The organism is Mesorhizobium sp. M0923, assembly GCF_040319365.1.
Classification (GTDB): Bacteria; Pseudomonadota; Alphaproteobacteria; order Rhizobiales; family Rhizobiaceae; genus Mesorhizobium.
This window is the reverse complement of the sequence record NZ_JAMYNW010000013.1, coordinates 152,111-177,500: the sequence shown is the minus strand read 5'-3', so window position 1 is coordinate 177,500 and position 25,390 is coordinate 152,111. Positions and strand designations below refer to the sequence as shown.

Below are 25,390 nucleotides of genomic sequence, written 5' to 3'. Positions count from 1 at the left end.
CCAGCCGGCAGCCGCCACCGCCAGCCAGATCTATGGCGCCAAGGTCGAAAGCGAGATGAGCTTGAAGACCGTCGATTTCCCGATCGAGACGGCGGCCTTCGACGAAAAGAGCGACCTTTCTGCCGACGAGGTGGAAAAGGTGGTACGCGAGGCCGGCACCGATCTGAGCGACGGCGCCATCCAGGTCGCGTCCCTGCATTATGTCGACCCACAGCGATTCGGTGACGGCTTCGCCGAGAGCATGGCCGGCTCCTATGACGTCAAGATCGTCCCGGAAAACGTCTCGGTGTCACCACGCGCCGCCGTCGACGACCAGGCGCCGGCCTTCGCCGAGGAAATCATCCCCTTCACCAAGGATCTCGACATTGGCGAGGCCTTCGCCGATTCGGGCTATACCGGCGAGGACGCCACCGGCATGGCCGAGGCGATCGCCAAATTGTTGAATGCCACCGCCCTCAAAGCCGGAACCGTCTTGCGCGTCGGGCTCGAGGTGCATGGCGACGCCGCCAAGATCGTTCGCACCAGCGTTTACGACAGGACCCAGCACATCGTCACCATCGCGCTCGACGACCGCGACCAATACGTGCCGGCGCAGGAGCCGGAGCCAAATCCCGAATTGCTGACGGCGTTCGACGATTCGCCTGCGCCCGTGGTGCGCGGCAATCTACCGAACGTCTATGACGGCATCTATCGCACCGCCTATTCCTACGGCATGTCCAAGGCGATGACGCAGCGGCTGATCAAGTTGCTGGCATCCGGTGTCGATTTCCAGTCGCGCCTCAGTCCCACGGATCGCATCGAGGTGCTGTTCTCGCAGCCCGATGGCGACGACCAGGCGTCCGACGAATCCGAGCTGCTTTACGTCTCCGCGACTTTCGGCGGCACGACGCGAAATTTCTACCGTTTCCAGATGCAGGACGGCAGCACCGACTATTTCGACGAAAACGGCAGCAGCGCCCAGCAGTTTCTGCTTCGCAATCCCTTGCCCAATGGCAGGTTTACGTCGGGGTTCGGTGCCAGGCGCCACCCCATTTTGGGGTATGTGAAAATGCATACCGGCACCGACTGGGCAGCTCCGGTGGGCTCGCCGATTATTGCCGCGGGCAACGGCGTCGTCGAAAAGGCCGGCTGGGCTGGCGGCTATGGCAAGCAGATCATCCTGCGGCACGCCAATGGTTACGAGACGTCCTACAATCACCAGAGCGCCTTTGCCAAGGGCATCGAGCCGGGTGTTCGCGTTCGCCAAGGTCAGGTTATCGGCTATCTCGGCTCAACCGGCCTCTCCACCGGTCCGCATCTTCATTACGAACTGATCGTCAACGGCACCAAGGTCGATTCGATGCGCGTCCGCCTGCCGGTCGGCAAAACGCTGAAAGGCGACGACCTCGTCGCCTTCAAGCGCGAGCGCGAACGCATCGACGACCTGCTCAAGCAGGAAGACAGCAATCAGCTGAAGGTAGCGAGCGCCAAGATCGAAGGCTGAGCCGACGTTTTCGTCGTCAGCCCTGCTGATTCGCCGTGTCGCGCGCCCATGGCAGCCGCTCGCCGGAAACCGTCATCCAGGCGGTGATTGCCGAAAGCAGGCAAAGCAGCGCGGTCACTGCGGCAACGGCCGCGAATGCCGCGTCGCTGGCGGCAAGCCGTGCCGCATCGAGACCGGGCGCCAGGCCGGCGGGCGCCGGTTCGCCGAAACCCGGAATGCCGGCACCGGTGCCGAGCACGGCAGCGTAGACCCAGGCCGCCAGCGATCCCATCGCCGCCACGGCAATCAGGCCGCCGATGCGCGAGACGGCGTTGTTGATGCCCGAGGCCGCACCCGTATCCTTGTCCTCGACCGCCGTCATGATGGCGGTCGAGAGCGGCGACACCACCAGCGCCATGCCGAACCCCATCAGCGCCATCAGCGGGAACACCCCCAACCAGAAATTGTGGATGCCCCAATAGGCCAGCAAGGCAAGCCCGGCAAAGGCAACAGCCACCACCAGACTGCCGCTGGCGATCGGAAAGCGAGGCCCGATGCGGTCGGACCACTGGCCGACCGGCCCGGACAGCAGCGCGATCAATGCCGACAGCGGCAGGAAGATGAAGCCGACCTCGGCCGTGCTCAGCCCCCATCCGGCGATCATGAGCATCGGCAGATAGAACAGATTGGCCGACAGCGCGAAATAAAGGAAGAAGGTCGCCACATTGGCGCCCGCAAACGCCCCAATCCGAAACAGCGATAGGTCGATCATCGGCTCGCGCCGCCGGCGTTCGAAGACTATGAACACGACGAGCAAAACTGCGCCGGCGGCAATACTCGGGCCGGACATCAGCCCCTCCCCGTCACCGCTCATCGAGGTCAGGCCGTAAGCGAGCGCTCCGAACGCCAATATGGCGAGTGCTGCGCCGCCGAGATCGAGGCTGCGCTTTTCCGCCGGCGCGTCGGCGGGAACCTTGGCCAGCAGAAGATAGATCGAGATAAGACCGAGCGGCAGGTTGATGGCGAAGATCGCCCGCCAGATGCCGTCGCCGAAGGCCGACAGCACGAAGCCGCCCAGCACCGGACCGAGCGCCATCGTCAGCGCTGATGCCGCCGCCCAGATGCCGATCGCCCGGCCGCGTTCCTTTTTCGGATAGGCTTTGGCGATAATGGCCAGGCTGCCCGGCACCATGACGGCCGCTCCAACACCCTGGATAGCCCGAAACGCAATAAGCACCGCCGGGTTAGGCGCCAACGCGCAGGCAAGCGAGGCGGCGACGAACAGGACGATGCCGGCGACGAAGGAATGGCGCAGGCCGAAGCGATCGCCAGCGGCGCCGCCGACGAGAATGAGGGCTGAAAGCGTCAATGCATAGGCATTGGAAATCCATTGCGCCTCGGCGAGGCTGGCGCCGAGATCGACGCGGATCGCCGGCGTCGCAATGGCCAGGACCGATCCGTCGATAAAGCCCAGCGCGGAAGCCAGGATCGCGGCGATCAGCACGAACCGCCGCTGCGCCTGCGGGCAGAACGTATCGGCCGGAAGTGAGCCGGTCAGGGGAACGGCGCCGATACCGACTTTGGTTGGCGTGTGCATGCCGCCTTACCTAGACCGCCGGCACGCCGCCGACAACCGGCCAGCAGGCTGTTCTCGTTGAAACCAGCCCGAACCTGGCCATGCAGGCAGGACCACACCAGTCCGGATGCAAACGGCAGATGCCGTGCTATGCTTCTTGCAGCGCGACTGGCAAGGGGGAAAATACCCGCATGAAACGACCGCTCGAACCGTCGGCGGAAGGGCGCGGGCGCGTCGTCGGCATCACCGACGGCGTGTTCGCCATCGCGCTCACCTTGATCGTCCTCGAGATCAGGGTGCCGGCACATAAAACGGTGCATTCCGAAAGCGAGTTGATCGCCGCGATCACAGCACTGGCGCCGCGTTTTCTGACCTATGCGCTCAGCTTCCTGACGCTGACCATCTTCTGGTTCGGCCAGCAGGCGCAGCACGGGCTGGTCGCGAAGTCCGACAGGCGGCTTGCCACGCTGAACCTTTGTTTCCTGGGGTTCGTCGCCTTGCTGCCATTCTCGACCGATCTTTTGGCCGACTTCCTCGAATTCAGAACCGCCGTGCTCGTTTACTGGCTCAATCTTTTGATGCTGGGCCTGACGCTGCTCGCTAGTTGGCGCTATGCGGACAAAAACGGCTTCCTTGCCGAAGGCGTCGACGCGGAGACCACCCGAACGGTCTATCTGCGCATCGTCAAGGCACAGATCCTGTGGGCGATCGGCGCTGCACTCTGCCTGGTCAGCCCGCTGCTCAGCGTCGGCTTCATCCTGGTGGTGCAGCTGATCTATGCGGCGGCGCTACGCGCGCCATTGCTGCGCAAGATCATCGGGTGAGTGGAGCGAAAACGCTCAACTCAGTCGACGAACTGCACCGTCACGCCGGGCGACACGATCTTGGCCAGCTCGCGCGCGTCCCAATTGGTCAGCCGCACGCAGCCATGGCTTTCGGTCTTGCCGATCTTGGACGGATCCGGGGTGCCGTGAATGCCATAGGTCGGCTTGTCCAGCGCAATCCAGACCGAGCCGACCGGACCGTTCGGCCCCGGCGGGATGGTCAGGATCCTGTCGTTTTCGCCCTGCTTGAAATTGATGTTCGGGTTGTAGGTGTAATTCGGATCCAACGCGACACGCGACACCGCATGGGTGCCGGACGGCGACGGCGTGTCCGACGAGCCGATGGTCGCCGGATAGGCCGCGACCAGCTTGCCCGCCGCATCATAGGCGCGGACCTGCTTGTTGGCCTTGTCGGCGATGATGCGCGCCACCGGCGTCGCCACCAGCCTGCCGAAATTGGCGACCTTGATGATGGTGCCGGGGCGGCTGAAATTGGCGTCCGGATTGAGCGATTTCAGATAGGCCTCGTCCATGTGGAAGCGCTCGGCCAGCGCCTCGGGCACCGACGTGTAGCCCATGCGGTCGAGCTGGGCCTTTTGGCTGTAGTCCTCCGGTATCGAGGCGGCATAGGGGCCGGCCGCATCCTCGGGCGTGATCGTATAGGAGGCGAAGGCATCGCCACCGGATTGCGCCAGGGCGGCCTGGATGCCGATCGCATCGGTCGATTTCAGATTGCTGCCGGTGATCTCATTATAGGCGGCAAGCGCCTTGTCGACATTCGAGCCGAAGCGTCCGTCGATGACGCCGGGCGAAGAACCGGCACGGTCGAGCAGCACCTGCAGCGCCGCCACGTCCTGGCGGGCGCCGAGCGATAACGACGGGTCGACCGCCGTTTTGCCGCCAGTGCTTGGCGGCAAGGCCGCCTGCTCGCCCGGCACTGTCGGTTCGACCGGCTCGATCGAAGCCTCATTGAGCGGCTGGCGCTCAATGGTGCGCGGCTTCACCGGCTGCGCTTCCTCCGGAAAATTGTTGCCATAGCCGCCGTCATCCCGCGGCGCTTCGGGGAAGACTTCTGCCGAATTGTCGCCATAGGGGTCGTACTCGTCAGCCGGCGGCACGATGACCCTGCCTTCGTCTTCCAACCGCCTGCGACGGAACCGCGCCGTGTCCTCCGGATCGTCAAGATAATAGCGGTCGTCTTCGACCGGTCCGAGATTGCGCAGGCGCTCGCGGCGCAAGGCACGGCGATCGAGCCTGGTCTGCGGCGGCTGGATGGCGATAACCTTGCCGGTCTCCGCATCGACGATGACGCGGTTTCCCCTGGCGTCGTAATAGATGTCGAGATTGCCGTTCTGGGCGACAAGAATGCCGCCGTCATCGGCAGCACGACCCACCCGTGGCGCAGTATCCACTATCGGCGATGCCATCGTATTCGAAGCCAGCAGCCCGGCAGCAAGCGCTGAAAGGGTAAAGATGGTGCGCAACATGGTGGCCAAAATTCTCCGGTCCGTAATTGCCGCCGCCGGCATTGTCTCTCAAGAGCGCCGCGCGTCCTTTTGGGCTTAAGGACACTCTAACGCTTTAAATCTCCGCATCGTGCTTTGCGAAAATCAAAACTCGATTTCGGGCCGATGTGGTCGCGAACCCCTTCGCCAGCAAATCACTTGCGTACGATAAGGTTCCAATATGAACCGGGCATGAAGATGGCGGATTTCTGGCAGATCAACCGGCAATGAGTCCCAATTCCTTGCGCGCCTGCTTCGTCAGCTTCAGCGCGACGAGACGGTGGCTTTCGCGCAGATAATCCTTCAGCGCCTCGTCATCCATGCTTTCGCCTGTCTGGCGCTGGATCCATTTCATGCCGCGCGAGGCGAGATAGGGCGCCGGCCGAAGGCCCGGCTGTTCCCTCAGCACGTCATAGGCGATATCGGAGCATTTGAAGGTGACGAACGGCTCTTTGCCTTCACTCCAGCCGCCGATTGCAAACACCTTGCCGCCGACTTTCCAGACATGGGCGCCGCCCCACTGCACGACATGGGTCGTCGAAGGCAGCGAGGCGCAGAAGCTGTTATAATCGTCCAGCGTCATCTGCGCCCCGCCAATGATGGTAGACCATGAGATCATGGTCAAAAAAGAAGAGAGGAGCCCATCCCGATTCCATCGGGATGGAACAGGCTTTGGCTTGAAGTCAGGCGGCCGCCTCGGTTGCCACGACCGCCGGCTTCGAGCGGAAGTTCAGCCGGTCGGACCCGGCGGTGACCTTGACGGTCGAGCCGTCGAGGATCTCGCCGAGCAGGATCTTTTCCGCCAGCGGATCCTGCAATTCCTTCTGCATCACCCGCTTCAGCGGCCGCGCGCCGTAGGCCGGATCATAGCCCTTGGCCGCCAGCCAGTCGATCGCCTCCTGATCGAGCGAAAGCGCGATCTTGCGGTCGACAAGCAGGTTTTCCAGCCGCTTGAGCTGGATTTCGACGATGCGGCCCATATCCTGCCGGCGCAACCGGTGGAACAGGATCACCTCGTCGATGCGGTTGAGGAATTCCGGCCGGAACGAAGCCCTGACCACATTCATCACCTCGTCGCGCACCACGTCGACATCCTGGTCCTCGCCGAGATTGACCAGATATTCGGCGCCGAGGTTGGACGTCATGATGATCAGCGTGTTGCGGAAGTCGACCGTACGGCCCTGCCCGTCGGTCAGCCGGCCGTCGTCGAGCACCTGCAGCAGCACGTTGAACACGTCCGGATGCGCCTTCTCGATCTCGTCGAACAGCACGACCTGATAGGGCCGCCGCCGGATCGCTTCGGTCAGCGCGCCGCCTTCCTCATAGCCGACATAGCCTGGGGGCGCGCCGATCAGCCGGGCGACCGAGTGCTTCTCCATGAACTCCGACATGTCGATGCGCACCATGGCGCTCTCGTCGTCGAACAGGAAGCTGGCCAGTGCCTTGGTCAATTCGGTCTTGCCGACGCCCGTCGGTCCGAGGAACATGAACGAGCCGAGCGGCCGGTTCGGGTCCTGCAGGCCGGCGCGCGCACGGCGCACCGCTTTCGACACCGCCTGCACCGCCTCACCTTGGCCGACGACGCGCTTGCCGACCTCGTCTTCCATGCGCAACAGCTTGTCGCGTTCGCCTTCCAGCATCTTGTCGACCGGGATCCCCGTCCAGCGCGACACGATATGAGCGACGTGATCGGGGCCGACCACTTCCTCGACCATGCCGACCTTGCCATCCCTGGCTTCGGCCTGCTTCAGCTGCTTTTCGAGTTCCGGGATCTTGCCATAGGCAAGTTCGCCGGCGCGCTGGAATTCGCCCTTGCGCTGGGCAATGGCAAGTTCGTTGCGCGCCTCGTCGAGCTGCTTCTTGAGGTCGGCGGCAAGCCCGAGCTTCTGCTTCTCGGCCTGCCACTTCGAGGTCAGCTCGGTCGATTCCTCCTCGAGGTTCGAGAGTTCCTTCTCGAGCCGGGCGAGCCGGTCCTTCGAGGCATCGTCCTTCTCGACCTTGAGCGCCTCGCGCTCGATCTTGAGCTGCATGATGCGGCGATCGATCTCGTCCAGCGCCTCGGGCTTCGAATCGACCTGCATCCTGAGCCGCGAGGCGGCCTCGTCGACGAGATCGATCGCCTTGTCCGGCAAGAAGCGGTCGGCGATGTAGCGGTTTGACAGCGTAGCGGCCGCGACCAGCGCCGAATCCGAGATGCGCACCTTGTGGTGCTGCTCGTATTTCTCTTTCAGGCCGCGCAGGATCGAGACGGTGTCTTCGACCGTCGGCTCATTGACGAAGACCGGCTGGAAGCGGCGGGCAAGGGCCGCATCCTTCTCGACATGCTTGCGGTATTCGTCGAGCGTGGTGGCGCCGACGCAGTGCAGTTCGCCGCGGGCCAGCGCCGGCTTCAGCAGGTTCGACGCATCCATGGCGCCATCCGCCTTGCCGGCGCCGACCAGGGTGTGCATCTCGTCGATGAACAGGATGATGCCGCCGGCCGCAGACGTGACTTCGGAAAGCACCGCCTTCAGCCGCTCCTCGAACTCGCCGCGGTATTTGGCGCCGGCGATCAGCGACCCCATGTCGAGCGCCATCAGCTGCTTGTCCTTGAGCGATTCCGGCACATCGCCATTGACGATGCGCAGCGCCAGCCCTTCGGCGATCGCCGTCTTGCCGACGCCGGGTTCGCCGATCAGCACCGGGTTGTTCTTGGTGCGGCGCGACAGCACCTGGATGGTGCGGCGAATTTCGTCATCACGGCCGATGACCGGATCGAGCTTGCCCGCGCGGGCGTCCGCCGTCAGGTCGCGCGCGTATTTCTTCAGCGCGTCGTAGCCCTGCTCGGCGCTCGCCGAATCGGCGGTGCGACCTTTGCGTACGTCGTTGATGACCTGGTTCAGCGCCTGCGGCGTGACACCCGCCTTGGACAGGATGTCGGCGGTCTTGGCCGACTTTTCCATGGCAAGCGCCTGCAAAAGCCGTTCGACGGTAACGAAGCTGTCACCGGCCTTCTTGGCCAGTTCCTCGGCGGTCGAGAACACCTTTGCCAGCGGCTGCGCCAAATAGAGCTGGCCATTGCCGCCCTCGACCTTGGGCATTGCCTCCAGTGCCGTTTCGACGCCGAGCTTGACGTCACGGACATTGCCGCCGGCGCGCTCGATCAGCGACGCAGCCAGGCCCTCGTCGTCGTCGACAAGGACCTTAAGAATATGCTCGGGGGTGAATTGCTGGTGGCTGCGGGAAAGCGCCATGGTTTGCGCGGACTGGATAAAGCCACGCACGCGCTCGGAATATTTTTCAAGATTCATGCCTGTCTCCTTCCGTCACCGGCCCGCTTCGCGGCACCGGATCGGATTGCGGTGACGGACCCGCCCGTTCGAGCCGGATCCTGTTCACGCAAGATATGGGACGCAAACCACGGACCCTCAAGACGCCTCGACACTGGCGAACGCATAATATTCCGAGCGCGCAAAACAAAAACGGCGGAGATTTCTCTCCGCCGTCCAGGGTAAAGGATGCGCTAAGATCGCCTGAACGTTTCTTCGATCAATTCTCGACGTCGGCAATAGTAGGTTGACCGCCGGCGTCTTCAGCCGGCGCCGCATCGACATTGCCAGTTTCGGCACTGTCAGGGCCGGAACTGTCAGGGCCGGCATTGTCGTTGCCGCCATTTGCCTGTTCGGCATCGAGGCGCGGACGACGCGGACGCCTGGGGCGGCGGGCCGGGCTGTTTTCGGCCGCGGCTTCGTTGAGCTCGGCCTGGGCGGCGAGACCCGCCGGCGAAAGGTTTTCGAATTGCGGTGCGGGCTCGCTCACAAAGACCGGCTCAGCGGCCGGCACGGGCTCCGCCTGCGCCGGCGTCTCGTCGCGCCGTGGCTGTTCGACGCGCTGACCACCCTGCTGCTCGCCGCGCGCGCCATATTCGCCGCGCTGGCCGTTCTGGCCGTAACCGCCATTGGGGCGACGGTCGCGGTGGCGTCCGCCATTGTTGTCGCGGCCGCCCCGATTGTCGCGGCTGTTTTCCTGGTTCAGAGCCAGCTCGGCCGGCGTGCCATCGATGACCGGCTGCGGGCCGGCACCGTGATTGGCCGAAGCCGAGGCCTCGTTGGCATTGTTGTTGCCGGCATTGTCGAACTCATCGCGATCCTCGTCGCCGTCATCGTCGAAATCATCTCGATTCTGCTGCGCGTTCTGGATCGGCATCTGTGCCTGAGCGGCTGCGATGATGCGGTTATAGTGCTCTGCATGCTGGAGATAGTTTTCCGCCATCACCCGGTCGCCGGAGCTTTGCGCGTCACGGGCAAGGGTTGCGTACTTCTCGGCAATCTGCTGAGCCGATCCGCGGATCTTCACGTCCGGACCGTTGCTCTCATAGTTGCGCGTCAGGGGATTCGGCCCCTTACGGTTGTTGTTGTTATTGTTGTTGCCGCCGCCGCCGCCATTGTTGTTGCGACCGCGCATGCGCCTGTTTTGCTGTTGTGGCCTCATTAGACTCTCTTCACTTTGAAATTTTCGAAAAACTCTTCACGAACGGAGGCGCTCATGCGGCCAGCCGTTTCGTTTCTTCACCGGCGTTCGCCCGCATCAATTGCGTTGGCGCCACGTGCCATCCTGTTCCGGTTACTTCACTTGCCGGACGATTCCCGCACGAAGCTTGGGCGTCGTTTGCGCAAGAAGGCAGCTATTTCCAAGGAAAACCGAATCGCTAAGAGCACTGCCTGCTTCGTCTCATCCGGTTAAGGCGACCCTAGCCGCATTCCCCGGTATTGCCAAGCGCTTTTTTCGCACTGCATCACGGCTTCCACTGTTCGAACACAAGAACTCTGTCGTTTCCGCCGAGATCACGAAACACCCCGACCGGACAGTACCCGGCCGCGGAGAATATCCCCGTAACCTGTTGGTGCTGCGTATGGCCGATCTCGACCGCAATCCTGCCTTGGAGTTCCAAATAGGCTGCCGCTCCTGCGGCGATCTTCCTGTAGGGGCTCAGACCGTCCACGCCGCCATCCAGGGCCTGGCGTGGATCGAAACCGCGGACCTCGTCCTGCAGATTTCCAATGTCGTCTGAGGGTATATAGGGAGGGTTTGCGACAATTACATGGTACCGGCCAGAAACTTTTTCAAACCAGTCGGATTTGAGCGCCGTGAACCGACCGGCGAGCCCCAATTCCCCGGCATTACGCATGGCCGTGACCAGCGCCTCTCGCGAAATGTCGACGCCGGTGGCGGTCGCGGCCGGGACAGCGCTGAGCAGCGCCAGCGCGATGGCACCGGTGCCGGTCCCCAGATCGAGGACGCGGCAGCCGCCTTCGCGTGCCGCCATTGCCTTGACGAAGGGCAGTATAGCCTCGACCAGCGTTTCGGTATCCGGCCGCGGCTCCAGCGTTTGCGGCGAAAGCGACAGGCGCAAGCCGTAGAATTCGCGATAGCCGAGGATGCGGTGCACCGGCTCGCCGGCGATACGCCGCCGCAGTGCGGCATCGATCGCTGCTCTCACGCCCGCATCGACCGTTTGCTCGGGATCGGCGATGGCCTGCGTGCGGGTCGTGCCGGAAAAATGCTCGACGATCAGCCTGGCATCGAGCGCCGGATCCGCGATCCCGGCCGCGGTAAGCCGGTTTCGCGCCTCCCGCAACAGTGAGGCGAGCGTGCCGGGCAGGCCGTCAGCCATCGAGGCCGATATCGGCGAGCAGCTTCGACTGGTGATCGGCGATCAGCGCGTCGATGATCTCGTTAAGCTCACCCATCATCACCCGGTCGAGCTTGTAGAGCGTCAGGTTGATGCGATGATCGGTGACGCGCCCTTGCGGAAAATTATAGGTGCGGATGCGTTCCGAGCGATCGCCCGAGCCGACCTGCGACTTGCGCGATTCGGAGCGTTCCTCGTCCGCCTTGCTGCGCTCGAGATCGTAGAGCCTGGCGCGCAGGATCTGCATGGCCTTCGCCCGGTTCTGGTGCTGCGACTTTTCCGCCTGCACCACCATGATGCCGGTCGGCAGATGGGTGATGCGCACGGCCGAATCGGTGGTGTTGACGTGCTGGCCGCCGGAACCCGAGGCGCGCATCGTGTCGATGCGGATGTCTTCGGCCCTGATGTCGATATCGACCTCTTCCGCTTCCGGCAACACCGCGACCGTCGCCGCCGAGGTATGGATGCGCCCGCCCGCCTCCGTCGTCGGCACGCGCTGCACGCGGTGCACGCCGGATTCGAATTTCAGATGCGCAAAGACGCCCTTGCCCGAAACGGTGGCTATGATTTCCTTGTAGCCGCCGACCTCGCCCTCGCTGGCCGACACCGTCTCGAAACGCCAGCCATGCGCCGCGGCATAGCGCTCGTACATGCGAAATAGGTCGCCGGCGAAAAGTGCCGCCTCGTCACCGCCGGTGCCGGCGCGGATTTCGAGAATGGCGTTCTTTTCGTCGGCGGCATCCCTTGGCAACAGCAGGATTTGGATGTCCTGCTGCAGCGCCTCGATGCGATGCTTGACCCCTGGCAGATCGGCCTCGGCCAAGGCCCGCATCTCGGCGTCGGTGCCCTTGTCGGCGAGCATCGCCTCCAGATCGGCCTGTTCGCGCTCGGCGGCGCGTAGCGCCCTGATCTTTGCCACCATCTCCTGGATGTCGGCATATTCGGAGGCCATCCTGACATAGGCGTCCGCCGCCGGCCCGGCCGACATCTGCGCTTCGAGCATGTCGAAACGCTTGACGACTTGGTCCATACGGTCGCGGGGCAGGTTGATCATGGCGAAGTCTACAACGGTATGGAGCGGTCGTCGGCAAAGGCTTGCAGCAGCGCCCGCATCGGCAGGCCTTGCGCCGGCGCCATCAGATTGTCGTCGAAGAACGCTTCCAGTTCGCTGAGCGGCAGTTCCGTCAGCATCGCCTTGACCGGGCCGATCGAAGCCGGCGACATCGAGATCGAGCGGTAGCCAAGGCCGATCAGCGCCATCGCCGAAATCGGCTTGCCGGCAAGTTCGCCGCACAGGGTCACCGGCGTATGGTTGCGCGCTCCGGCGTCGGCAATTTTCTTCAAAACACGCAGGAACGGCGTCGAGAGCGGGTCGAAGCGGTCGGACAATTGGGTGTTGCCGCGATCCACCGCCATGACGAACTGGAACAGATCGTTCGAGCCGACCGAGACGAAATCGACCGCCTTCATCAACTCGTCGAGCTGGAACAGCAGCGACGGCACCTCCAGCATCGCGCCCACCTTGAGGCTGGTCGGCAAATGATGGGCAAAGCGCGACAAATGCCGCACCTCGCGATCGATGATCTCGCGCGCCTGCACGATCTCGCCGAGTTCCGTCACCATTGGCAGCATCAGCTTCAGTTCGCGCCCGCCGCACGCCTTGAGCAGTGCGCGGATCTGGGTGCGCAGCAGGCCGGGCCGGTCGAGCGTCAGGCGGATGGCGCGCCAGCCGAGCGCCGGGTTCTCCTCCTGGATCGACCCCTTGAAATAGGGCAGCACCTTGTCGCCGCCGATATCGATGGTGCGGAACGTCACCGGCTTGCCGCGCGCCGCCTCGAGCACGTCGCGATAGAGCCGCTCCTGCGCTTCGGCGCGCGGAAAAGTCGAGGCGACCATGAATTGCAGCTCGGTGCGGAACAGGCCGATGCCGGCCGCGCCAGCTTCGGCCAGTTGCGGCAGGTCGACCGCCAGCCCGGCATTCATCAGAAGATCGACCTGGACACCGTCCTTGGTCACCGACGGCTTCTTGCGCAGCTCGCGGTAGACCTCCTGCCGCCGCGCCCTGAAGCGCACTTTCTCGGCATAGGCCGCCTCGAGGTCGGGCTGCGGGCGCAGATGGATCGCGCCTTCCTCGCCGTCGACGATGATGGCATCGCCGTTTTCCGCCATGGAAACGGCGCCCTTCATCTGGCCGGCGACCGGTATGCCCATCGCACGGGCCACGATGACGACATGGCTGGTCGCCGCGCCGTCCTCCAGCACCAGTCCGCGCAGCTTGTCTCTGGGATAGTCAAGCAGCTCGGCAGCACCCATCGAGCGGGCGACGATAATGGCGTCCTTGGGCAGCGAGGCCGCGACGTCCTCCGGTCCGCGCCCCATAAGCTGCCGCAGCAACCGGTTGGCGAGATCGTCGAAATCGCTCATCCGTTCGCGCAGATACGGATCGGTCATGTGCAGCATGCGGGCACGCATGTCGCTCTGCACCTTTTCGACCGCCGCTTCGGCCGTCAGGCCGTTGCGGATCGCCTCCTCCAGCCGGCGTACCCAGCCGCGATCGTTGGCGAACATGCGATAGGCTTCGAGCACCTGGCGATGCTCGCCCTCGAAGGCGACGTCGCGGCGCTCCAGCATGTCGTCGATGGAGAGCCTGAGCGAGCCGAGGGACGCGTCGAGCCGCCTGACCTCCTCCTCGCTGTCCTCGTTGAACAGGTTGGTGACGACAATGCGCGGCTCGTGCAGCACCACATGGCCAAGCCCGACGCCTTCATTGAAGGACAGGCCGGTAAAGCTTACCGGGCGACGCAGATCGAGCTCGAGGCCGGGGCGCGTCAGCCGCTCCAGATCGCCGGTCGCGATCATCTCGGCGATCACCATCGCCGTCGTTTCCAGCGCCTCGACCTCGTCGTCTCGATAATGGCGCATGGTCTTGTTCTGCACGACCAGGACGCCGAGCGTCCGCCCTGCCCGCAGCACCGGCACGCCGAGGAAGGAATTGTAGATTTCTTCCCCGGTCTCCGGCAGGTAGGCGAAGGCAGGATGCTCCTGTGCATTGGAAAGGTTGAGCGGCCGCGCCGAGGCCGCGATCGTGCCGACCAGGCCTTGACCCAGCCTGAGCTGCGCCAGGTGGACGGCGTTCGGGTTCAGGCCTTCGGTGGCGTAGAGCTCGAGCACCGAATCGGCGCGCAGCACATAGAGCGAGCAGACCTCGGCAACCATGTTGGAGGCGATGTCGCGCACGATCCGGTCAAGCCGCTCCTGCGGCTCCAGCGGCTCTTGCATGAGCTCGCGGAGCCGTTTCAGCAAAACGCGCGGGCCACTGGCCGAATCACGCATCGCGGCTTCTTCTCCAATAGCATTTCAGCCGGTGCAGGTTGCCCTGCACAGCGGCACAAACGCAACAACTCAATTAGAGCGCCGTGCGTCCAATCGGACGCATAAAGGCCGCTCCAAGACTTTCGATCTGCTACTGCTTATCCAGACCGTAGACGGAATGCAAAGTGCGAACTGCTAGTTCCGTATAGGGACCGTCGATCAGGATCGAAATCTTGATTTCGGACGTTGTAATGGCGCGGATGTTGATCGACCTGTCGGCCAGCGCCTTGAAGGCGGTGGCGGCGACGCCGGCATGGCTGCGCATGCCGATGCCGATGACCGAGACTTTTGACATGCCGGCTTCCGACTGCACCACATCGTAGCCGATCGTCGCCTTCAGCCGTTCGAGCACGGCAAGCGCCTTGTCGACGTCGCCGGATGGCACGGTGAAGGTCATATCGGTGAACTTGCCGTCCTCGGAAATGTTCTGGACGATCATGTCGACGTTGATGTTGGCCTCGGCGAGCGGCCCGAAAATGCCGGCGGCGACGCCCGGCCGGTCGCCGACGCGGCGCAGCGATATCTGCGCCTCGTCCTTGGCATAGGCAATTCCGGTGACGACCTGCTGTTCCACGATCTCTTCCTCGTCGCAAATAAGCGTTCCCGGCGGATTGAGCAAATCCCCCATTCCGGGTGCATCGGGATCGTCGAAGGACGACCGCACAAAGGTACGCACCCTGTGCACCATGGCAAGCTCGACCGAGCGCACCTGCAGGACCTTGGCGCCCAGCGAGGCCATTTCGAGCATTTCCTCGAAGGAAATCTTGGCCAGCCGCCGCGCCTTCGGCTCGATGCGCGGATCGGTCGTGTAGACCCCGTCGACATCGGTGTAGATGTCGCAGCGGTCGGCCTTGACCGCCGCCGCGATGGCGACAGCGCTGGTATCGGAACCGCCGCGGCCGAGCGTTGCGATCCGGTTGTCCGGCCCGATGCCCTGGAAACCGGCCACCACCGCCACCTGGCCTTCGCCGAAGCGCTTGATCAGGAACGCGCCGTCAATATCGAGAATGCGCGCCGCGCCATGCGCGTTGTCGGTCTTGATCGGGATCTGCCAGCCTTGCCAGGAGCGGGCATGCACGCCGATATTCTGCAGCGCGATCGCCAGCAAGCCGGCGGTGACCTGCTCGCCGGCCGCGACGACGGCGTCATATTCGCGCGCATCGTGCATCGGCGAGGCCTCGCGCGTCCAATGCACGAGCTCGTTGGTCTTGCCGGCCATCGCCGAGACCACGACGGCGACCTCATGGCCGGCATCGACCTCGCGTTTGACGTGACGCGCCACATTGCGGATGCGGGCGATGTCGGCGACGGACGTTCCGCCGAATTTCATCACGATGCGCGCCATGGAAGCGAAATGCCTTTGACTGAATGCCGGACCGAGGGCCGAAAAGCGGAAATGCGTCCGACCGGGCCGGACGCTCAATGCGCGGCCTCCTTAGCCAAATGATCGCGGTTTCGCAAGGCATGCCGCCGCTGCCGGCCAGGCGACACACGAGCGCAGTGTCACGCCTGCACTGCTTGTTGGCAAATGCCGCTCGCTTCAGCCCTGCAGTGCCGTGGCTCTCCACAGGCGCGGATAATCGAGGACGAAACCGAGCGGCGAGACCTCCAGCATCTCGTTGTAGCCGAACAGCGGCGCGGCATAGGCGTAGTGTGCTGCATCGACGCGCTGATAGGTCTGTTCCAGGTGCGTCAGCCTCAGGTCGGGAAATGTCAGATAGGCCGCCGGGGCGGGCGTCGCCGTGCCGACATCGAGGGCAAAACGGCGGAGCGCCAAAAGGTTTGTGGCAGGCGTGAAGCCGAGATCGACATCGATGAGACCGTCGGCTTCCGCTTGATGCTCGCCGTTCAGCGTCCATTGGCGCTCGGTAAGCCGGTCGATGCCATAATGCAGCTCTTGCGTGCCGAGGAAGCCGTCGGCACGCGCCGAGCGCGTATGCCAGCCGGTATCGCAGTCCACCTCGTAGGCGATGCTGCACGGCTTGCCGTCCTGGACGAAAAGCGCGTGTCCCCTGAGGTTCCACCCGGAACTCGCTTCCGACAGCAGGCAAGCGTCGTGGCCTTCCTGGTCAAGCCGGCGCCAAAGAATGGAAGCAACCGTTCGCATCGTTGTGCACTCCTTCGATCACCATGTCTCTGCTTCGTCCGCCAGGGCATTGGTGTTTCCTTCCGGGACACCATCAACTGACATGTGCTGACACAATTGCCTCCGGCAAAAGGCGGTGCTGTCAGGCATCACGCGCATCGCGCTGCCGGCGGTGAATTTCGCGCCTTGACATTCGCAGCCTTGCGCCCGACTTCCTAGCGTCCGAGGAGACCACGCCATGCCAGAGCCCCGACGATCGACGATCGATGCCGGAGAGGTGGAACGATTTTCCGCCCTTGCCGCCGAATGGTGGAACCCGAACGGCAAGTTCCGCCCGCTGCATAAGTTCAACCCGATCCGGCTTGCCTATATCCGTGACCAGGTGGCGGCCCGCTTCGGCCGTGATCCGCGTGCGGCACGGCCGTTCGAAGGCCTGCGCTTCCTCGACATAGGCTGCGGCGGCGGGCTTTTGTGCGAGCCGATGGCGCGGCTTGGCGCCGAAGTGGTCGGCGCCGATGCCTCCGCCACCAACATCGAAGTGGCCAAGCTGCATGCGGCGGAAGTCGGCGTGAGCGTTGACTACCGCGCCATGACCGCGGAAGACCTGGCCGATGCCGGCGAAAAATTCGACGTCATCCTCAACATGGAAGTGGTCGAGCATGTCGCCGATGTCGATCTGTTCCTGGCCAAATGCGGCGAGATGGTCAAGCCCGGCGGCATCATGTTCGTCGCCACCATCAACCGCACGCTGAAGGCCCTGGGCCTGGCCATCATCGGCGCCGAATATGTGCTGCGCTGGCTGCCCCGCGGCACCCACCAGTTCGGCAAGCTGGTGCGCCCCGAGGAACTCGAAAAGGCGCTTGCCGGCGCCGGCCTGACCGTCATCGACCGCACCGGGGTCACCTACAGCCCGCTCGCCGACCGCTGGCAGCGGTCGAAGGACATGGATGTCAACTACATGGTGCTGGCGGAGAAGGTATCCGTCTGAAGCTTACGCCTTCTGGCCATATGTCTTCTGGCTTTGCGCCTTGGTGGTGATGAACACGCCGGCGGTGATGATGACCGCACCGGCCCAGGTCAGCAACTGATAGCGCTCGCCGAGGAAGAGCGTCCCGGCAAACAGCCCGACCGCCGCCGCCACATAGCCGATCTGGCTGAGATAGACCGGGCCGCCGACCGCTTGCAGGCGGAAGAAGAAGGCGAACATCGCCGAGGCTGATGCCGCCTGTGCCGCAGCGACCAGCGGCACGCCGCCGAGCGACCCGAATGCATTGCCGCCCAGCAGGATCAGAATGCCGGCAAGCAGCATCAAGGCTGCTGCCAGATGGCTGCCGACGGCAAGCTCGATCGGGCCGGTGTCTTCAGGCCAGTCGACGGTGCGGTAGATGTTGCCGGCGGCGAGGCTGACCGGGATGAGCAGGCCCATCGCCACCCAGAAAAATTCGGCCGGATGGCCCGCTTCCCCGCGCGTCACGGCCACCATGACTGCGCCCACGAAACCGACGACTATGCCGACGATGCCCAGCATGGTCGGGCGCCTGACCCCGAGCAGCATCGAGAACACCAGCGTGACGACCGGCGACAGCGTGAACATGATGCCGCTGTAGCCGGCGCCCAGATGCGGAATGGCTGAAAACATCAGCAGATTGGGGATTGCGTAGGAGACGGCCGCGGTGACAAAGAAATAGCGCAGCCTGTGCGGCGAAAGCCGCATGCGCTGCCCGTTGAGCAGCAATGCGCACAAAAGCACGCCGCCGGCGCCAAGCGAGATGACGAAGGCCCAGACCATGGCGGGGACGCCGGCCGCCGTCGCGATCTTGCCGAACGGCAGCGTCAGGCCGAGCAGTCCACCGGTGACGACCAGAAGGCCAAGCGCCGAGTCCCAGAGAAATTTCATCGCCGTCCCATCGCCTGTTCGCACTTGGCCGATACCACAAGCTGAGGTACGATAAGGTAAAGATTCTTCACGTCAAGATACATAACGGTGAGAGACATGGATCGCGCAGCAAAAGCGATCGAGCAGTGGAAAAAGGAACGGCCGGATCTCGATGTCTCGCCGATGGCCGTGCTCGGACGGTTGAACGAGGCTGCCTCGTTGATCGCGCGGGAGCGGCTGGCGCCGCTGTTTGCAAGTTACGGACTGCAATCCGGAGAATTCGATGTGCTGGCGACGCTGCGTCGTTCCGGGCCGCCATACGCGCTGACGCCGACCGCTCTGTACGAGGCGACGATGGTGACATCGGGCGCGATGACCAACCGCCTCGATCGGCTCGAGAAATCCGGCTTGATCAAGCGCGGGCCACATCCCGACGATCGCCGCGGCATCGTCGTACAACTGACCCGGAAGGGCCTCGCTTTGATCGACGAGGCGGTTGCCGCGCACGTTGCCAACGAGCACGAGATACTTTCCGGCCTGATACGCCCGGAGCAGGTCATGCTGGCACGCCTGCTCGAAAAATTGATCGCGAGCCTAGGCTAACCAAACCGGCCAAAAGGGCCGGCCGAGAAGGTGGAAAACTCAAATCCTGGCCGCGGAGCCTCGTTTGGGCCGGCGGACAGCTCTGATCTTGCCGCTGTTTCCGCCGCCACAGAAAAACTGGTCACCGCCATCGGATTCGAGCCCCGACACGCCTGTTCCTGGCGGCATATCGAGCTTCTCCAGGACCTTTCCCGTTTCAGGATCGATCCGCCGGACATCGCTCTCCTCACCCTCCCAGGTGCCATGCCACAGCTCGCCATCGACCCAGCTGACCCCGGTGACGACGCGGTTGGAAACGATGGTGCGAAGGATTGCCCCTGTCTCGGGATCGACCTGATGGATCTTTCGGCCCCGATGCTGCCCGACCCAGAGCGTTCCTTCGGCCCAGGCGAGCCCGGAATCACCGCCATTGCCGGGCGCCGGGATCGACGCCAGCACCTGGCCATTCTTCGGATCGATCTTGTGGATGCGATCCTCGGCGATCTGATAGAGGTGCTGGCCGTCGAAGGCCGTTCCGGCGTGTGCCGCGACATCGATCGAGCGCACTACTTTGCCGCTCGCCGGATCGAAGGCGTTCAATCTGTCGCCTGACGCAAACCAGACATGCTCACCGTCGAAGGTGACGCCGTCGACGTGGTCGACACCCGGAAAGGGTCCATATTCACGGAGGATTTCGGCTGAGGATCGTTTCATAATACCACCCTAGTAGCCCGGCAACGGGCCGGGGAGTAACAAGATTGTCGGGAAACCCGGTACCGGCGGGGTCATCCAGCGACGCGCCCGCCCGCGGCCGAACGACTGCACCTTGCCTGACTGGGCGAGCTGCTCGAGCGCCCGCTGCACGGTACGCGAACTGGCTCCAAGCGCAATCGCCAAGGCCGAGCTCGACCACGACTCGCCGTCGGCGAGGAAGGCGAGCACCGCGGCATGATCGTCCTCGACGGGCGGCGCCAGCACGACGACCTCGCCGGCGCGGCGCGGGGCCAGCGCAAAGCCCCGCTTCGTCGCGCTCACATCCGCCAAGCTCCGAAGCTCCGCGCGAAGCCGCCCGACTTCGACCCGCAATCGTGCGCGATGTGATTCGTCCGCGTCCTTTCCGCGGAAAGCGCGCGCAATGAGCGTCGCTCTTGCCACGTCCCCCGGCCAGGCTTCGGCCAGCGCGCGGGCCAGCGCGAACAGCACCGGGCGGGTCGCCAGCGAGACGACCGTATCTGCGACCCGCACGACATTGCGGCATGCATCCACCACGAGCGCCCCCGACGCCAGGAGCGCTTCGACTTCATCGAGCAGGAGGGGCCGTTCCCCGCCACGCGCGACAAGGCGCGCGGCCGGCGTGTCCAGCACCAGCGATGCGCTCTCCACCTCCGCGATCAGCGCGGGGATGCCGGACGCGCGCGCCGCCCGCGCCGCCAGGCCAAGCGCGGCGCGCGCAGGGCCGGTCCGCAAGCGGCGGATGGCGATGCCGGCGACAGCCAGCTCGTGGGCGGCCCGCGATGCCGGCGGCAGCGGCGAGGGATCGAAGCCGTCCAGCCTGCGCTCGGCTTCGTCGAGATGGCCGATCAGCAGCAGGCGCCGAACGTCGAGGTTGCGCGCATGCGCGGCGTTGACGCGGTCGCCATGCTTTTCAAGCGTCGCCCGTGCGGCGTCGAGTGCCTTGGCCGGCCAGGTAAGGTCGCGCGAGACGAGCGCGATCTCGGCCTCGGCGACGATGCACCGCGCGCGGGCCACGGCCTCCCTCGGGCTGAATGCGTGCGCCGCCCTCTTGAGGAGAACCTTCGCCCTATTCAGGTCGCCAAGCTGCGCCATCGCGATGCCGCGCAACGCCAGTGCCGGCGCATCGTCGCGCAGCGCAACCCGCTTCAAGGCGCCGAGCGGATCGCCCGCCGCAAGCGCATGCGCCGCCGCCGTGATCAGCGAGTCCATCGGAATCCCGTCACACTTGTCACTCCCATGGCTTCGATGTCCGGCGCTAAGTCCATCTCACCAACCAGTCGTATCGACAACGGTGACTGTAGCCAACCTGAGTTGCGGCGCGCCAACCTTGAGTCGCGGCTAGATTGCGCACTGGGCTCGAACACAACGATAAGCACTAGGAGAGACGCAATGAAGATCGAAGGTACAACTGTCCTGGTGACTGGCGCCAATCGGGGCATCGGTCGGGCACTGGTCGAGGAAGCCCTGAGCAGAGGCGTAAAGCGCGTCTTCGCCGCAACCCGCCAACCGATGGCCCATCCGGACCGGCGTGTGACGTCCCTGACCATGGATGTGACCAACGCTGCGCAGATCCGGGAGGCCGTCGAGAAGATCGATGCTCTCGATATCCTCATCAACAACGCCGGCGTATCGCCCTTCGATGACCTCAGCGACCGTCGTGTGCTCGAACAACAGCTCGCCGTAAACCTCTTCGGCACGTACGACGTTACCCAGGCTCTGCTGCCGTTGCTGGCCCGGTCGCGGGGAGCCATCGTCAACATTCTGTCGCTGGCCTCGATTGCCGCCGTGCCGTTCAGTCCGGCTTACTCGATCTCGAAGGCGGCCTCGTTCTCGCTGTCGCAGTCGTTGCGCACCCTTTTGGCCGGACGGGGTGTCAGCGTCCACAGGGTCCTTCCCGGCCCGGTGGACACGGACATGACACGGGGCCTGGACATCGCGAAGGCCTCTGCGGAGTCTGTCGCGCGGGCGATCCTGGACGGAGTGGAGAACGGCGAAGAGGAAATCTTCCCCGATCCCATGTCGGAATCCCTGGCGGAAGGCTGGCGCAGCAGTGCAGTCAAGGCGCTTGAACGCCAGTTTGCAGCCTATGCGGAAGCAAGTCCGTCAAGTGGAGCAAGCCCGTCAGCCAGTGGGCATGAAAGAAGCAGCGAGACGATTGCCCGCGAGCCCCATCCTTGCTGCTCGGCCTGAAACTGCGGACGCTTGTGCAGGGGGCGGCGGCATCGCCGCTCTCGACGCAGCCGGTCGCCTGTCGCAGACGACGGCGCCGACCTTCACGATCACGGCGCTGCCTGGCGAAGAGATGCCTCGCTATGTCTGGAGCAAGTTGACCGATCAGTTGCGGTCGTCGGGGAAACTTGGAATAGGCATGAACTCGACGCCGTCTTCGGCGAGGCTCTTGGCCTCGTCCAGCGTCGCCTCGCCATAGATGCCGCGCGGATCGCTTTCACCGAAATGGATCTTGCGCGCTTCCTCGGCAAACTTGTCGCCGACATAATCGGCGTTCTCGCGCACCTTCTCGGCCATGGCCTTCAATTGCGCCAGCGCCTGCTTCTGGGCCTCGCCCATGGCGAGCGCGATCTTTTCCTGGTTGCGCCCGGTCGAGACCGCGGGCGCCATCAGCGCCTTGTCGACCTTACGCGAGCCGCAGGCCGGGCAATCGACGAAACCGCGCTTCTTCTGTGTGTCGAAATCGTCGTTGCTGCGGAACCATGCCTCGAATTCGTGCTCGTGCTCGCAGGTCAGGGAAAAGCGGATCAAGAGGCGGCACCCCTGAGCGGCAGCGCGTCCACCGGACCGGCGTTGACGGCAAAATCGCGTGCGTTCTTGAGGTTCGGTATCTTCTTGCGCGCTGCGACCGACTGCGCCGGGTCGATTTCGGCGACGATCACCGCCGGCTCGTCATGCGCTGCTTCGGCGATGATGCGGCCCCAGGGGTCGACGATCAGCGAATGGCCATAGGTTTCGCGGCCGTCCTCGTGCACTCCGCCTTGCGCGGCGGCGACGACATAGGCGCCGTTCTCGATGGCGCGCGCCCTGAGCAGCACATGCCAATGCGCTTCGCCGGTCTGGCGGGTGAAGGCGGCGGGCACCGCAAGCAGATCGGCGCCAGCCAGCGCCTCGGCGCGGAACAGCTGCGGGAAGCGCAGATCGTAGCAGACGGCAAAGCCCAGCTTCGCGCCATCGATTTCGGTGACGACAGCCTCGGTGCCCGGCTCATAGGCGGCGGATTCGCGCCAGCTCTCGCCATTGTCGAGATCGACGTCGAACATGTGGATCTTGTCATAGACGGCAATCGTGGCGCCGTCAGGCCCGAACAGAAGCGCGCGGTTGGCGAGCTTGCCATCGGCGCGCAGAATGGCGGTCGAGCCGATATGCAGGAAGATGCCGAGCTCCTTTGCCAGCTTCCGCGACGTCGAGACGATGATGTCTTTGTCTTCGGAGGTGAACGAAGCGGCCCGGGCTTGGCTGTCGCGGATCAGCGCGCCGGTCATTTCCGGGGTCTGGATGTAGCTCGCGCCCAGGCCTGCCGCCTCGCGCACCAGCCGTTCCAGATCGACCGCATTGCGCTCCGGGCTGGTTCCCGAACGCATCTGGATCGCCGCCGCCTTGAAACCACTCATCGTCATGTCCTTACCTGGCCGAGCCGTTGGCGAGCAATCTGTCCAGCCGTCCTTCCGCCTCCAATTCGTGGAGATCGTCGGAGCCGCCGACATGCGTGTCGCCGATGAATATCTGCGGAAAGGTGGAACGGCCGTGAGCCCGGGAGATCATCTCCTGGCGCAGCTCCGGCGAGAAGGAGGCGTCGTGCTCGGTGTAGGCGACACCCTTCCTGTCGAGCAGCCGCTTGGCCGCAGTGCAATAGCCGCACATCATCCGCGTGTAGATCGTCACATCGACCATCGGTCAGCAACCCTGCCTCGTTCCGCTGTCATATAGGCTATATAGGCGCCGATTCGTCGGCCCGAAAGTCCCCCGGCAGCACGCGCGCGAAGGTCAGTACGTCGACTGCGCCGGCACCGCCCTTCTTTAACGCCCTGGCGACCGCACGGACCGTGGCGCCGGTGGTGTAGACATCGTCGATCAACAGCACCCGGCGGCCGGCGATTTCGATCTCCGCTTCATCAGGCACTGTGAATGCGGCGCGCACATTTTCCTCGCGTTCCCGCCGCTCCAGCCCGACCTGCTGGCGCGTGAGTTTGACGCGCTTGATGGCTGATGGCGCGAAAGGCCGATCGCCGAGCTGCGCCACCGCCCGCGCCAGTTCCGCCGACTGGTTGAACTGCCGCCTGAAGAAGCGCCGCCAGTGCAGCGGCACCGGCACGACCACCTCGGCCTCGGCGATGAGCTCGGCACCGGCGCGAAGCATCCAGCGCGCCATCCACGGCGCCAGATCGGTGCGGTCCTGGTATTTCAGCCCTTGCACCATCTGGCGGGCAACGCCGGAATAGGCAACCGCCGCCCGCGCGCGCTCGAATGGCGGCGGGTCGGCTATCGCCTCCGCCGACAGGAACCCCTCACCCATATTGTGGGTGAACGGCGTGCCCATCACCGGGCACCATGGCCGTTCCAGCAGCCTGAGTTTCGGCCAGCAGGCGCCGCACAACACGCCGGGTTGCGAGACATGGCGGCGGCAGCCGGCGCAGACCGGCGGGAACAACAGGCGCGCCGGCCAGCCCAATGCCTTGCGGGCAATGCTCTTGATCGCAATACGCTTGATCTCCGGCATGGGATCGGCCACGTGGTTGGTCCTCCGCATCACTATATCAGAGAGCGAAGCACAAGGACCTGCCCATTGCAGCTTGTAATCGACACCTCGCTCTGGCTGGCGCACAAGCGTCGGGCACTGGCCCGCCCTATCGCCGGGGCGGATTTCCTCATGCGGCGGGCGGCCGAGGATCTTGCCGACCGGCTCGGCGCCGTCGAACGCAAGTTCGGCAAGGCGGCCTCATTGTTTTGCCAGACGCCGGCAGCAGCAGAGGTGCTCGCAGAAAGCGGCAAGGTAGCGGAAAACGTGCGCGTCGAGGCCGACGCCGCTTTCCTCGACGGCCGGCCAGGAGTGGTGGCGCCGTTGGAAACCGTGCCATTCGAGCCGGAAAGCCTCGATCTTGCTGTCTCGCTGCTGTCGCTGCAGGCGATGAACGACATTCCCGGCATGCTGGTGCAGATCCGCCGGGCGCTAAAGCCGGACGGGCTTTTCCTCGGCGCCTTCGCCGGCATAGGCACGCTCTCCGAACTGCGCGAAAGCCTGCTTGCCGCCGAGACCGAGCTCTACGGCGGCGCCAGCCCGCGTGTGATCCCGTTCACCGATGTCCGCGACGCCGGCGTGCTGCTGCAGCGCGCCGGCTTGGCGCTGCCGGTTGCCGACGTCGAGACGATTACGGTGCGCTACGATTCCCTCTTTGGCCTGGTCGCCGACCTGCGCGCAATGGGCGAGACCAGCGCGCTTGTCGACCGCAGCAGACGGCCGGGCACCCGAGCGCTGTTCGCGCGCGCCGCCGAAATCTATGCGGAGCGGTTTTCGGACGCCGATGGCCGCGTCAGGGCGAGTTTCTCGGTGGTCTGGATGTCAGGCTGGGCGCCCGATGCCTCTCAGCAAAAACCGCTGAAGCCGGGCTCCGCAAAAATATCGCTGAAGACGATCCTGGAAAACCCCGGCGGCCCCTGAGCATATCCCTGCGCAAAAGCTAGGCGTAGCCCT

At 64.3% G+C, this 25,390-nt stretch carries 23 protein-coding genes (1 of these 23 only partly in view); 6 read left to right on the top strand and 17 right to left on the bottom strand.

What is annotated here, in order from left to right; genetic code table 11:
• Nucleotides 1–1,483: the 3' portion of a M23 family metallopeptidase gene (locus tag NKH89_RS22370; protein ID WP_023722302.1), read on the top strand. It extends 476 nt beyond the left edge of the window; the window shows 1,483 of its 1,959 coding nt (coding positions 477–1,959); its start codon lies off the left edge, out of view; the stop codon is at nucleotides 1,481–1,483.
• A gap of 16 nt (nucleotides 1,484–1,499) precedes the next feature.
• Here the strand turns inward: NKH89_RS22370 and NKH89_RS22365 are convergent, their stop codons facing one another.
• A complete protein-coding gene (locus NKH89_RS22365) occupies nucleotides 1,500–3,059 on the bottom strand; it encodes an MFS transporter (protein WP_352909968.1) in 1,560 nt (519 codons plus the stop codon).
• Between the two features lie 170 nt (nucleotides 3,060–3,229).
• On the opposite strand from NKH89_RS22365, the gene NKH89_RS22360 reads away from it, so the two are divergent.
• Nucleotides 3,230–3,862 carry a TMEM175 family protein gene (locus NKH89_RS22360; RefSeq protein WP_352909965.1) on the top strand — a complete coding sequence of 211 codons (633 nt, stop codon included), beginning with the start codon at nucleotides 3,230–3,232 and terminating at the stop codon, nucleotides 3,860–3,862.
• A 20-nt stretch (nucleotides 3,863–3,882) separates the two neighbouring features.
• Here the strand turns inward: NKH89_RS22360 and NKH89_RS22355 are convergent, their stop codons facing one another.
• From NKH89_RS22355 to NKH89_RS22315, 9 genes are all read right to left on the bottom strand, one after another.
• Nucleotides 3,883–5,349, bottom strand: a complete 1,467-nt coding sequence (locus NKH89_RS22355; RefSeq protein ID WP_352909963.1) for a L,D-transpeptidase family protein — start codon at nucleotides 5,347–5,349, stop codon at nucleotides 3,883–3,885.
• Nucleotides 5,350–5,584: 235 nt separating this feature from the next.
• Complete coding sequence (locus NKH89_RS22350; RefSeq protein ID WP_023722299.1) at nucleotides 5,585–5,950, bottom strand: MmcQ/YjbR family DNA-binding protein; 366 nt, start codon at nucleotides 5,948–5,950, stop codon at nucleotides 5,585–5,587.
• A gap of 100 nt (nucleotides 5,951–6,050) precedes the next feature.
• Complete coding sequence (gene clpB / locus NKH89_RS22345; protein WP_352593542.1) at nucleotides 6,051–8,657, bottom strand: ATP-dependent chaperone ClpB; 2,607 nt, start codon at nucleotides 8,655–8,657, stop codon at nucleotides 6,051–6,053.
• 238 nt (nucleotides 8,658–8,895) lie between these two features.
• Nucleotides 8,896–9,810, bottom strand: coding sequence for a DUF4167 domain-containing protein (locus NKH89_RS22340; protein WP_352909960.1), 915 nt, complete (start codon nucleotides 9,808–9,810; stop codon nucleotides 8,896–8,898).
• 331 nt (nucleotides 9,811–10,141) lie between these two features.
• Nucleotides 10,142–11,020: a peptide chain release factor N(5)-glutamine methyltransferase gene (gene prmC, locus NKH89_RS22335; RefSeq protein ID WP_352818572.1), complete on the bottom strand. Its 879-nt coding sequence runs from the start codon at nucleotides 11,018–11,020 to the stop codon at nucleotides 10,142–10,144.
• Nucleotides 11,013–12,092 (bottom strand): peptide chain release factor 1, encoded by a 1,080-nt coding sequence (gene prfA, locus NKH89_RS22330; RefSeq protein ID WP_352483552.1) that lies wholly within the window; start codon nucleotides 12,090–12,092, stop codon nucleotides 11,013–11,015. Before prfA ends, prmC begins: the two co-directional genes overlap by 8 nt.
• Before the next feature lie 8 nt (nucleotides 12,093–12,100).
• A complete protein-coding gene (gene ptsP, locus NKH89_RS22325; protein WP_352483551.1) occupies nucleotides 12,101–14,371 on the bottom strand; it encodes a phosphoenolpyruvate--protein phosphotransferase in 2,271 nt (756 codons plus the stop codon).
• A 130-nt stretch (nucleotides 14,372–14,501) separates the two neighbouring features.
• Nucleotides 14,502–15,755, bottom strand: coding sequence for an aspartate kinase (locus tag NKH89_RS22320; protein ID WP_352496390.1), 1,254 nt, complete (start codon nucleotides 15,753–15,755; stop codon nucleotides 14,502–14,504).
• 195 nt (nucleotides 15,756–15,950) lie between these two features.
• On the bottom strand, nucleotides 15,951–16,517 hold the full coding sequence (locus NKH89_RS22315; protein WP_023722293.1) for a putative glycolipid-binding domain-containing protein: 567 nt from the start codon (nucleotides 16,515–16,517) through the stop codon (nucleotides 15,951–15,953).
• 217 nt (nucleotides 16,518–16,734) lie between these two features.
• On the opposite strand from NKH89_RS22315, the gene ubiG reads away from it, so the two are divergent.
• Nucleotides 16,735–17,484: a bifunctional 2-polyprenyl-6-hydroxyphenol methylase/3-demethylubiquinol 3-O-methyltransferase UbiG gene (gene ubiG / locus NKH89_RS22310; RefSeq protein WP_023722292.1), complete on the top strand. Its 750-nt coding sequence runs from the start codon at nucleotides 16,735–16,737 to the stop codon at nucleotides 17,482–17,484.
• Nucleotides 17,485–17,487: 3 nt separating this feature from the next.
• Here ubiG and NKH89_RS22305 read toward each other — a convergent pair whose 3' ends face one another.
• A complete protein-coding gene (locus tag NKH89_RS22305) occupies nucleotides 17,488–18,393 on the bottom strand; it encodes a DMT family transporter (protein ID WP_352549711.1) in 906 nt (301 codons plus the stop codon).
• A gap of 96 nt (nucleotides 18,394–18,489) precedes the next feature.
• Here NKH89_RS22305 and NKH89_RS22300 point away from each other — a divergent pair, with 96 nt between their 5' ends.
• Nucleotides 18,490–18,975, top strand: a complete 486-nt coding sequence (locus tag NKH89_RS22300; protein WP_023722290.1) for a MarR family winged helix-turn-helix transcriptional regulator — start codon at nucleotides 18,490–18,492, stop codon at nucleotides 18,973–18,975.
• A gap of 39 nt (nucleotides 18,976–19,014) precedes the next feature.
• Here the strand turns inward: NKH89_RS22300 and NKH89_RS22295 are convergent, their stop codons facing one another.
• Entirely contained in the window at nucleotides 19,015–19,668 is a 654-nt protein-coding gene (locus NKH89_RS22295; protein ID WP_023722289.1) for a Vgb family protein, read from the bottom strand.
• A gap of 9 nt (nucleotides 19,669–19,677) precedes the next feature.
• Entirely contained in the window at nucleotides 19,678–20,898 is a 1,221-nt protein-coding gene (locus tag NKH89_RS22290; protein ID WP_352909957.1) for a winged helix-turn-helix domain-containing protein, read from the bottom strand.
• Nucleotides 20,899–21,078: 180 nt separating this feature from the next.
• Between NKH89_RS22290 and NKH89_RS22285 the strand changes: the two genes are divergently transcribed.
• Nucleotides 21,079–21,879: an SDR family NAD(P)-dependent oxidoreductase gene (locus NKH89_RS22285; protein ID WP_352909955.1), complete on the top strand. Its 801-nt coding sequence runs from the start codon at nucleotides 21,079–21,081 to the stop codon at nucleotides 21,877–21,879.
• Nucleotides 21,880–22,023: 144 nt separating this feature from the next.
• Here the strand turns inward: NKH89_RS22285 and NKH89_RS22280 are convergent, their stop codons facing one another.
• Genes NKH89_RS22280 through NKH89_RS22265 form a run of 4 tightly spaced genes read right to left on the bottom strand, consistent with a single transcriptional unit; the run spans nucleotide 22,024 to nucleotide 24,430 of the window.
• Nucleotides 22,024–22,449, bottom strand: coding sequence for a DUF1178 family protein (locus NKH89_RS22280; RefSeq protein WP_352909952.1), 426 nt, complete (start codon nucleotides 22,447–22,449; stop codon nucleotides 22,024–22,026).
• Entirely contained in the window at nucleotides 22,446–23,312 is an 867-nt protein-coding gene (locus tag NKH89_RS22275) for a carbon-nitrogen hydrolase family protein (protein ID WP_352909950.1), read from the bottom strand. The genes NKH89_RS22280 and NKH89_RS22275 overlap by 4 nt, the downstream gene beginning before the upstream one ends.
• Nucleotides 23,313–23,322: 10 nt before the next feature.
• On the bottom strand, nucleotides 23,323–23,592 hold the full coding sequence (gene grxC / locus NKH89_RS22270; protein ID WP_023721036.1) for a glutaredoxin 3: 270 nt from the start codon (nucleotides 23,590–23,592) through the stop codon (nucleotides 23,323–23,325).
• A 37-nt stretch (nucleotides 23,593–23,629) separates the two neighbouring features.
• Nucleotides 23,630–24,430 carry a ComF family protein gene (locus tag NKH89_RS22265; protein ID WP_352483542.1) on the bottom strand — a complete coding sequence of 267 codons (801 nt, stop codon included), beginning with the start codon at nucleotides 24,428–24,430 and terminating at the stop codon, nucleotides 23,630–23,632.
• Between the two features lie 54 nt (nucleotides 24,431–24,484).
• Between NKH89_RS22265 and NKH89_RS22260 the strand changes: the two genes are divergently transcribed.
• Nucleotides 24,485–25,357 (top strand): methyltransferase domain-containing protein, encoded by an 873-nt coding sequence (locus NKH89_RS22260; protein WP_023721038.1) that lies wholly within the window; start codon nucleotides 24,485–24,487, stop codon nucleotides 25,355–25,357.
• The last annotated feature ends 33 nt before the right edge of the window (nucleotides 25,358–25,390 follow it).

Bases quoted from the DNA above. Each gene is read 5' to 3' on its own strand.
- ptsP (WP_352483551.1), bottom strand. From the start codon at position 14,371: ATGCGTGATTCGGCCAGTGGCCCGCGCGTTTTGCTGAAACGGCTCCGC.
- NKH89_RS22365 (WP_352909968.1), bottom strand. From the start codon at position 3,059: ATGCACACGCCAACCAAAGTCGGTATCGGCGCCGTTCCCCTGACCGGC.
- NKH89_RS22340 (WP_352909960.1), bottom strand. From the start codon at position 9,810: ATGCGCGGTCGCAACAACAATGGCGGCGGCGGCGGCAACAACAATAAC.
- NKH89_RS22295 (WP_023722289.1), bottom strand. From the start codon at position 19,668: ATGAAACGATCCTCAGCCGAAATCCTCCGTGAATATGGACCCTTTCCG.
- NKH89_RS22275 (WP_352909950.1), bottom strand. From the start codon at position 23,312: ATGAGTGGTTTCAAGGCGGCGGCGATCCAGATGCGTTCGGGAACCAGC.
- prfA (WP_352483552.1), bottom strand. From the start codon at position 12,092: ATGATCAACCTGCCCCGCGACCGTATGGACCAAGTCGTCAAGCGTTTC.
- NKH89_RS22285 (WP_352909955.1), top strand. From the start codon at position 21,079: ATGAAGATCGAAGGTACAACTGTCCTGGTGACTGGCGCCAATCGGGGC.
- NKH89_RS22315 (WP_023722293.1), bottom strand. From the start codon at position 16,517: ATGCGAACGGTTGCTTCCATTCTTTGGCGCCGGCTTGACCAGGAAGGC.
- grxC (WP_023721036.1), bottom strand. From the start codon at position 23,592: ATGGTCGATGTGACGATCTACACGCGGATGATGTGCGGCTATTGCACT.
- NKH89_RS22290 (WP_352909957.1), bottom strand. From the start codon at position 20,898: ATGGACTCGCTGATCACGGCGGCGGCGCATGCGCTTGCGGCGGGCGAT.
- NKH89_RS22355 (WP_352909963.1), bottom strand. From the start codon at position 5,349: ATGTTGCGCACCATCTTTACCCTTTCAGCGCTTGCTGCCGGGCTGCTG.
- ubiG (WP_023722292.1), top strand. From the start codon at position 16,735: ATGCCAGAGCCCCGACGATCGACGATCGATGCCGGAGAGGTGGAACGA.
- NKH89_RS22305 (WP_352549711.1), bottom strand. From the start codon at position 18,393: ATGAAATTTCTCTGGGACTCGGCGCTTGGCCTTCTGGTCGTCACCGGT.
- NKH89_RS22300 (WP_023722290.1), top strand. From the start codon at position 18,490: ATGGATCGCGCAGCAAAAGCGATCGAGCAGTGGAAAAAGGAACGGCCG.
- NKH89_RS22320 (WP_352496390.1), bottom strand. From the start codon at position 15,755: ATGGCGCGCATCGTGATGAAATTCGGCGGAACGTCCGTCGCCGACATC.
- prmC (WP_352818572.1), bottom strand. From the start codon at position 11,020: ATGGCTGACGGCCTGCCCGGCACGCTCGCCTCACTGTTGCGGGAGGCG.
- clpB (WP_352593542.1), bottom strand. From the start codon at position 8,657: ATGAATCTTGAAAAATATTCCGAGCGCGTGCGTGGCTTTATCCAGTCC.
- NKH89_RS22360 (WP_352909965.1), top strand. From the start codon at position 3,230: ATGAAACGACCGCTCGAACCGTCGGCGGAAGGGCGCGGGCGCGTCGTC.
- NKH89_RS22350 (WP_023722299.1), bottom strand. From the start codon at position 5,950: ATGACGCTGGACGATTATAACAGCTTCTGCGCCTCGCTGCCTTCGACG.